Raw genomic sequence first — 8,554 nt, forward strand, 5'->3', positions numbered from 1 at the left:
CGATGTCGCCCCCGCCACCGACGCGGCGACGGCCGCCTGGATCCGGGCCGCCCTGACTCCCCGGCAGGCGCATACGATGGGACCAGATTCGACCTGGCGGCCGGGCGCCCGGCCGACCAGCAGGGCGGCCCGGTCGAGGGGGGAGAGCGTCTCGGCGGCGAACAGTTCGATCAGCCAGTCACGGGGCGGCAGCTCGCCGGCGGCCGTCGTGAAGAGCACGCGATCCAGGCGGCCGCGGCCGTCCAGGAAGGCCTCGCGCAGCGCGCCCGCAGCGGGATCCTCGAAGCGCAGGACGTCGGCCGCCGCGCCCTTGGTCAGCGCGCGGCGGAGCGCCTCGCGGTCGACGGCGTCCCCGCGGCCGGCGAACTCATGAAGCTGGCAGCCGGGCTGCGGGGTTCGGCGCCAGACGACGTCCAGGCCCTTGGGCGCCCGCCAGGCCTCGGGCGCGATGAAGAAGCCGCGCCAGGTCTCCCGATAAGGACGGACGCGCGCCGGGGTGTGCTTGAACTCGGGCTGGCCAGAGCGCGGGTCGACGCGGGGGGCCACCAGCGGATTTGTGCGGCCCTGCGGCGCGTAGGCCGCGGGCCAGTGCATCGGCATGAAGATCGAGCCCGGCCGCTGGCGGTCGCTCAGGCGGGCCAGCACGACAGCCTCGCCCTGACGGGTGGCGACCCGGGTGAGCGCGCCCTCGGTGACGCCCAGCGCGGCGGCGTCGGCGGGATGGATTTCCACATAGGGCTCGGGCGTGTGCCGGCATAGCTCGGGAGCAAGCCCCGTGCGGGTGAGCGTGTGCCAATGGTCGCGGACTCGGCCGGTGTTGAGCGCGAGCGGCCAGGCGGGGTCGCACGCGTCGGCGGGCCCAGCGGCGATGAGCGGGTGCATGCGCGCGCGACCGTCGGGGGTCTGGAAGCGGCCGTCGGTGAACAGGCGTGGCGTGCCGCCGGCGGCGGTGACGGGCCACTGGACGGGCTCCAGGGCGTCGTAGGCGTCAGGCGTGAGCGCCGCAAGCGGGCCGAGATTGAGGGTGCGGTTGGCGTTCTCGTAGGCGGTGAGGCGCGCCCACTCGCGAAAGACCTGGGCGGGACTGCGCCAGCCGAAAGCGTCGCCGTAGCCCATAGCGGTCGCCACATCGGCGACGATCCGCCAGTCGGCCCTCGCCTCGCCCGGCGGCGGGAAGAGTCGGCGCTGGCGGGAGATACGCCGCTCGGAATTGGTCACCGTTCCGTCCTTCTCGCCCCACGCCAGCGCCGGCAGGCGGACATGGGCGAAGGCGGCGGTGTCGGTCTCGGCCATGACGTCGGAGACGACGACGAACGGACAGGCGGCCAGCGCCTCGCGCACGCGGCTGGCGTCCGGCAGGCTGACGGCCGGATTGGTGGCCATGACCCACAGCGCCTTGATGCGGCCGGCGCGGATCGCCTCGAACAGGTCGATCGCCTTCAGGCCCGGCCGCTCGGCGATGCCGGGCGAGCCCCAGAAGCGCTGGACCCGAGCGCGGTCGGCGGGATCGAAGTCCATGTGGCCGGCAAGCGTCGTGGCCATGCCGCCTGTCTCACGGCCGCCCATGGCGTTGGGCTGGCCGGTGATCGAGAACGGGCAAGCGCCCGGCTTACCGATGCGGCCGGTGGCCAGGTGGGCGTTGAGGATGGCGAGCCCCTTGGCCACGCCCTGCGCGGACTGGTTCGCGCCCATGGAGAACAGGCTGACCGTGCGCGGCGTCTCGGCGAACAGGCGGAAGAAGGCCTGGAGGTCGGCCTCGGGCACGCCGCAGTCCCGCGCGACGGCGCAGACCGACTGGTCGGCGTTGGCGAGTTCGGTCTCCACCTCGGCGAAGCCGGAGACGTGGGCGGCGATGTAGCCGCGGTCGACGGCGCCGCGGCGGATGAGGTCGGCGAGGAGGCCGTTCCACAGCCGCACGTCGGTCTGGGGCGCGATGGCGAGGTGCAGGTCGCAGCTCTCGGCGGTGTCGGTGCGGCGCGGATCGATGACGACGTGCCTCTGCCCGCGCGCCCTCGCCTGCTCCATGCGGCGGAAGAGGACGGGGTGGGTCCAGGCGGCGTTGTGGCCCGAGAAGACGACGAGGTCGGCGAGCTCCAGGTCCTCGTAGCAGCCCGGCACAAGGTCGGCGCCGAAGGCCAGCTTGTGGGCTGCGACGGCCGAGGCCATGCAGAGGCGCGAGTTGGTGTCGATGTTCCCTGAGCCGATGAAGCCCTTCATCAGCTTGTTGGCGGCGTAGTAGTCCTCGGTCAGCAGCTGGCCCGACACGTAGAAGGCCACCGAGTCCGGTCCGTGGCGGGCGAGGGTCTCGCGGAATTTGCGGGCGACCAGCGAGACCGCATCAGGCCAGGTCACCCGCCGGTCGCCGATTATCGGAGCCAGTAGCCGGCCCTCAAGGCCGACGGTCGAGCCCAGGGCGCTTCCCTTGGAGCAGAGCCGGCCGAAGTTCGCCGGGTGTGCGGGATCGCCCGCCACCGTCAGTGCGCGGCCGTCGGCCTCGGCCGCCACGCCGCAGCCGACGCCGCAGTAGGGGCAGGCCGTCTTCACACGCGGCCTACGAGGACCCGGCCGGCCTCGACCTTCAGCGGGATGACGGGCGTGCAACCCTTGCCGCGGTCGGCGCCCATGGGCTGGCCGGTGGCCAGGTCGATGGACCAGTTGTGCAGCGGACAGGCCACTGCGTGGCCGTGGACGATGCCCTGGCTGAGCGGACCGCCCTTGTGCGGACAGGCGTCCTTGAGCGCGAACACCCGGCCGTCGCCGGTGCGGAAGATGGCGATGTCGCCGTCGGGCGTCGGCACACGCCGGGCGCCGCGCGCGGGGATGTCGGTCACCGCGCCCACGTCGGTCCAGACGGTGGGGTCCTTCACGAGAGCGTTCATGAGGGGGCGAACTCCAGGCGGCGGGAGAGCGGATTGAATTCGGCGGTGTCGCGGCCGGCGACGCGCTCGGCCCAGGGGTCGATGCGGGAGAACTTCTGCGAGTAGGCGAAGCGGTCGTGCAGCGCGCCGCGGCGATCCGGGTCGCAGACCTCGGCGCGGATGGCGTCGAGGCCGACGCGATCCATCCACTTGTAGATCCGCTCGAGGTACCAGCCCTGCTCGCGGTAGAGCTGGGTGACGGCGCATATGGTCCAGAGGGCCTCTTCCTCGGTCGCGACCTTGGTCAGCAACTCGGTCCCGCGGATATGCAGGCCGGCCGCGCCGCCGACGTGGATCTCGTAGCCGCTGTCGACGCAGACCACGCCGATGTCCTTGCAGGTGGCCTCGGCGCAGTTGCGCGGACAGCCGGAGACGGCGAGCTTCACCTTCGCCGGCGTCCAGGAGCCCCACATGAACCTCTCTAGCCGCACGCCCAGACCCGTGGAATCCTGGGTTCCGAAGCGGCACCAGTCGGAGCCGACGCAGGTTTTCACCGTGCGCAGGCCCTTGGCGTAGGCGTGCCCCGAGACCATGCCGGCGCGGTTCAGGTCGGCCCAGACGGCGGGCAGGTCGTCCTTCTTGACGCCCAGGAGGTCGATGCGCTGGCCGCCGGTGACCTTCACGGTCGGGATGGCGAACTTGTCGACCACGTCGGCGATAGCGCGCAGCTCGTCGGCGCTGGTCAGGCCGCCCCACATGCGCGGCACCACCGAATAGGTGCCGTCCTTCTGGATGTTGGCGTGGACCCGCTCGTTGATGAAGCGGCTCTGCTTGTCGTCCCGGTAGTCGCCCGGCCAGGCGCACAGCAGGTAGTAGTTCAGCGCCGGGCGGCAGGAGGCGCAGCCGTCGGGCGTGGACCACTCCAGCGCCTGCATGGCGGCCGGGATCGACTTCAGCCCCTCTGCGACGATACGGCGGCGGACCTCGTCGTGGCCCCTGTCCGTGCAGCCGCAGACGGGCTTGGGGCCGGTGCTGACCTGGAAGGCGTCTCCCAGCGTCGCCTGCAGGATCTTCTCGACGATGGGCGTGCACGAGCCGCAGCTGGCGGACGCCTTGGTGTGGGCGCGCACGGTCTCGAGCGTGTTGAGAGCGTGGCCGGTGATCGCTTCGACGATGGTTCCCTTGCAGACGCCGTTGCAGCCGCAGACCTCGGTCTTATCGGCCATGGCCGCAACGGCGGCGCTAGGGTCGAGCCCTCGAAGGCCCTCCGTCACCGCCTGGCCGAACACCAGCGTCTCGCGGATGTCGGCGACCGCGGCGCCCGAGCGCATCAGGTCGAAGTACCAACCGCCGTCGGCCACGTCGCCGAACAGCACCGCGCCGGCGACCCGGCCCTGCTCCAGGACGATGCGCTTGTAGACGCCGCGGCCGGCGTCGCGGAACACGATGTCCTCGCAGCCGTCGCCGCCCGCGAACTTGCCGGCGGAGAAAACGTCGACGCCCGAGACCTTCAGCCGGGTGGACAGCACTGAGCCCTCATAGGCCGCCGCGCGGCCGGTGAGCGCGTCGGCGAGCGTGCGGCACATCTCCCAGATCGGAGCCACAAGGCCGTAGCACTGCCCTCGGTGCTCGACGCATTCGCCGACCGCGTGGATGGCGGGATCCGAGGTCGTCAGCGCGTCGTCGACGACGACCCCGCGGTTCACCTCCAGGCCGGCGGCGCGGGCGAGCGTCGCGTTGGGCCGGATGCCGACCGCCATCACCAGCACGTCGCAGGGCAGGACGCGGCCGTCCTTCAGCTTCAGGCCCGACACGCGGCCGTTCTCGCCGAGGATCTCCTCGGACTGGGCTTCCAGCACCGTCTCCACGCCGCGCTCGGCCATGGCCTGGGTGAGGAGGAAGCCGGCCGAGGCGTCCAGCTGGCGCTCCATCAGCACGTCCATCAGGTGGACGACCGTGGCCGCCATGCCTCGGCGGGCGAGGCCGTAGGCCGCCTCGATGCCCAGCAGGCCGCCGCCGATCACCACCGCCTTGGCGCCCGGCCTGGCCGAGGCGGCGATCATGGCGTCGACGTCATCGAGGTCGCGGAATGTGACGACGCCATCGAGATCCGCGCCCGGCAACGGCAGGCGGATCGGATCGGAGCCGGTGGCCAGAATCAGCTTGTCGTAGGCGAGCTCCAGGCCACCCTCGCCGCGAACCACCCGGGCGTCGCGATCGATGACCTCCGCCCGGCGGCCGGGGTGTAGCGCGATGCCATTGTCGCGGTACCAGGCCTCGTCGTTGAGCACGATGTCGGCGAAGGTCTTCTCGCCCGCCAGCACGGGCGAGAGCATGATCCGGTCGTAGTTCACCCGCGGCTCGGCGCCGACGATGGCGATCTCGTAGCGGCCGGGGTCCCGCTTCAGGACCTCCTGCACCGCGCGGCAGCCGGCCATGCCGTTGCCGATGACCACGAGCTTTTCCCTGGACATGGACGCTTACTCCTAGAGCCGCAGACCCGCGCCGGCGCCGGCGGATTCGGGCCAGGTCCGGCGCCACCGCGCCTTGACCCCGGTGAGGCCGACCAGCGCCAGGAGGGCGAGGCCGGCGAAGGCGAGCAGGCCGGGCTGGTACGAGCCGGTGACCTGCTTGGCCCAGCCGAGGCTGGAGGCCAGGTAGAAGCCGCCGATCCCGCCGGTTGCCCCGACGAGCCCGGTGACGACGCCGATCTCGCGGCCGAAGCGCTGGGGCGCGAGCTGGAAGACCGCGCCGTTGCCCATCCCCAGCACGCTCATGCTGAAGATCATGAAGGCGAGCGCCAGCCACGGGCTGGGCTGCTGGAAGCTGGCCAGCGCCAAGCCAAGGGCGGCGAGGACATAGACAACCGACAGGGTGCGCACGCCGCCGAAGCGGTCGGCCAGGCCGCCGCCCACCGGCCGCAGGAACGAGCCGGCGAACACGCACGCGGCGGTGAAGAATCCGGCGGTGACGGCGGGCAGGCCGTACTCGGCGTTGAAGTAGATCGTCAGCGAGGACGAGAGGCCGACGAAGCCGCCGAAGGTGACGCTGTAGAGGCCCATCAGCCACCAGGCGTCCCTGACCTTCAGCACGTCGAGGTACTCAGCGAGGCGCTTGGGCGGCGGGCGGTTCGGCGCGTCCTTCGCGAACATGGCGTAGACCACGAGCGCCGCCGCCAGCGGCAGGGCCGCGAGGCCCACCACGTTCTGCCAGCCGAACACCTGGGCCAGCCCCGGCGCGAACAGGGCGGCGAGCGCCGTCCCCGAATTGCCGGCGCCGGCGATGCCCAAGGCCAGGCCCTGGTGCTCGGGCGGATACCAGCGCGACGCCAGCGGCAGGGCCACGGCGAAGGAGGCGCCGGCGACGCCCAGCAAGACGCCCAGCGCCAGGACCTGGTTGTAGTCGTTCACGCCGATCAGCCAGGCCGCGGCGAGGCCGGCGAGCACGAGCAGCTGCCCGATGAGGCCGGTGCGCTTGGGCCCGATATGATCGACGAGGACCCCGGCGACCAGCCGCAACAGCGCGCCGGACAGGACCGGCACGGCGACCATGAAGCCCTTCTGGGCGGGGGTCAGGCCGAAGTCCTTGGCGATGGCGACGCCCAGCGGACCGAGCAGCACCCAGACCATGAACGACAGGTCGAAGTAGAGGAACGCCGAGAACAGCGTCGGCGTGTGGCCGGACTTGAGGAACGAACGGCTGACCATTGCGGGAAGGCCCTGATCGAATGTGGACGTGAGGCGGCGTCGCCGAGGGTTCGGTGAGGCTCGTCGTCGAGCCGGTCCGGAGCCGCGAACGCCGTTGTCCTGGGCCTGAGGTGGAGGAGACCGCGGTGGCGGCGGCCCGTCACGCGCCGGCCAAGCGGGACCGGAGCGAAATCATGCTGCAGCGCGAAATCCCGGCGCCGGCGGGTGCGGCCTGCCTAATTCAGGCGCAGAGGTCCGGGCGGTACACCGCCTCGGCGCAGGCGCGCAGGTCGGCGCCCGGGTCCAGCTGGCCCCAGCGGCGCATCTGGCCGAGCAGCCAGGCCGCCTCGGCGCGGTTGGCGGGTCGGGCGTCGAAGGCCACGTGCGCCAAGCCAGGCGACACGACTTCGGCGGAAAGCTCCAGGCGCTCGGCGAGCAGGTGGGCCAGCGCGTCGCGGTTTCGCGGCTCGGCGCACCAGGCCGTGGCGCGGGTCACGGCCCGCAACACCGCCTGCAGCCGCGAAGGATCCGCCTGCGCCCAGTCGCGGCCGAAGCCCAGGGCCTTGTCGGGCGCGACGGGCCACACCTCGCCCACGCGGACCACGACGCGACCGGCGCCCGCCGCCTGGGCCGCAGGGCCCCACGGTTCGCCGGCGCAGAAGCCCTCAATGACGCCGGCCGCCAGCAGCTCGGCCATGCGAGAGGGCGCAGCGACGGTTATGTGGACATCGGCCCTAGGATCGACCCCCGCTTCGGCGAGCCAGCTCCGCAGCAGGTAGTTGTGGACCGAATACGGGTAGACGATGGCCAGGGTCAGCGGACTGGCGCCCTCGTTACGGCGGCGCGCGATCAGGCGGGCCAGGCTCAGCGCGTCCTCGCCGGGGATGCGGGACGAGAGGGTGATGGCGGCTCCGCCCCGCGCCAGCGTCAGGGGAACGACGATGGGCGCGCCGGGCTCGGCCAGGGCCATCGGCGCCAGCAGGTGGGCGCCGTCGAGCACGCCCAGCGCAACCTTGTCCCGGATGGTCGCCCAGGAGACCTCCCGGGAGAGCTCGGCCTCCAGGCCCTCGTCGGCGAAGAAGCCCAGCGCCTGGGCGGCGATCACGGGGCCGCTGTCGGTGAGGGGCGCAAAGCCCAGCTTGAGCTTCATGCATCACCTCCCTTGAGCACGCCGGCGAAGGCCAGGAGGTCGGCGGCGACGGCGCCCAGCGGCCGGCCGGTGTCCATCGAAAGCTTGCGCAACAACCGGTAGGCCGCCTCCTCGTCCAGGCCGCGCTCCTTCATCAAGAGGGCCTTGGCGCGTTCGACGGTCTTGCGGGACGCGAGGTCGGCCTTGGCCTTCTCGAGGTCCTGGCGCAGCTGGTTCATCAGCTGGAAACGGCTCATGGCCACTTCCAGCACGGAGCGGACGCGAGCGGCCGCGAGGCCGTCCACCACATAGGCGGATACGCCGGCGCGGACGGCCTGTTCGGCGAGGCCCGGTTCAGAGCGGTCGACGAACATCACCACCGGGCGCGGATTGGCGGCGGTGGCCTCGCGCAGGCTGTCGATGGTGTCGCGATCGGGGCTGTCGGAGGCGACCACGATCACGTCGGGCGCGAAGGCGGTCGCGGCTTGGGGGTCGAAGACCGCGACCCGCCGCACCTCCAACGGCTCGACGCCGGCGAGGCCTTCGGCGACGAGGGCCGCCCGGGCGGGGTCGGGATCGACGACGAGCACGCGCATGTCCGGCGGAGTAAGCGGCCGTTCCGCTGCGGAGGGACCGCATCGTTGGTCCGCGGGCCGTCTTCAGACGCGCAGCGCCCGCCGCGTGACCACCGGGCGCCGCGTTTTCAGGCGCCCTCGCCGTCCGGACCGGCCGCCAGCAGCGCCGCCCGCTCGGCCGGCGTGTTGGCGCCGCGCAGGCGCGGGACCGCGTGGGGCGCCGCCTCGATCAGCTGCAGGTCCATGGCGGCGATCAGCCGGGCGACGGACCAGTTGGGCTGGGCGTCGGCGGGGATCGCCGCGAGC

Annotated in this window: 6 protein-coding genes; all 6 read right to left on the reverse strand. The window is 72.4% G+C overall.

Annotated features, from left to right (window positions below; all coding sequences use genetic code 11):
- The coding region (locus tag RIF93_RS15940) for a nitrate reductase (RefSeq protein WP_309092434.1) at positions 1-2,544 on the reverse strand (2,544 nt) is incomplete at its 3' end.
- On the reverse strand, positions 2,541-2,879 hold the full coding sequence (nirD, locus tag RIF93_RS15945) for a nitrite reductase small subunit NirD (RefSeq protein WP_309092435.1): 339 nt from the start codon (positions 2,877-2,879) through the stop codon (positions 2,541-2,543). The genes RIF93_RS15940 and nirD, both read right to left, overlap by 4 nt.
- Positions 2,876-5,332 (reverse strand): nitrite reductase large subunit NirB, encoded by a 2,457-nt coding sequence (nirB, locus tag RIF93_RS15950; RefSeq protein WP_309092436.1) that lies wholly within the window; start codon positions 5,330-5,332, stop codon positions 2,876-2,878. Before nirB ends, nirD begins: the two co-directional genes overlap by 4 nt.
- Positions 5,333-5,344: 12 nt before the next feature.
- Positions 5,345-6,565, reverse strand: coding sequence for a nitrate/nitrite transporter (locus tag RIF93_RS15955; RefSeq protein ID WP_309092437.1), 1,221 nt, complete (start codon positions 6,563-6,565; stop codon positions 5,345-5,347).
- Between the two features lie 220 nt (positions 6,566-6,785).
- A complete protein-coding gene (locus RIF93_RS15960; RefSeq protein ID WP_309092438.1) occupies positions 6,786-7,694 on the reverse strand; it encodes a CmpA/NrtA family ABC transporter substrate-binding protein in 909 nt (302 codons plus the stop codon).
- Positions 7,691-8,269, reverse strand: coding sequence for an ANTAR domain-containing protein (locus tag RIF93_RS15965; protein WP_309092439.1), 579 nt, complete (start codon positions 8,267-8,269; stop codon positions 7,691-7,693). The genes RIF93_RS15960 and RIF93_RS15965 overlap by 4 nt, the downstream gene beginning before the upstream one ends.
- Positions 8,270-8,554: the final 285 nt, after the last annotated feature.

This window comes from Phenylobacterium sp. (genome assembly GCF_031181185.1).
Classification (GTDB): Bacteria; Pseudomonadota; Alphaproteobacteria; order Caulobacterales; family Caulobacteraceae; genus Phenylobacterium.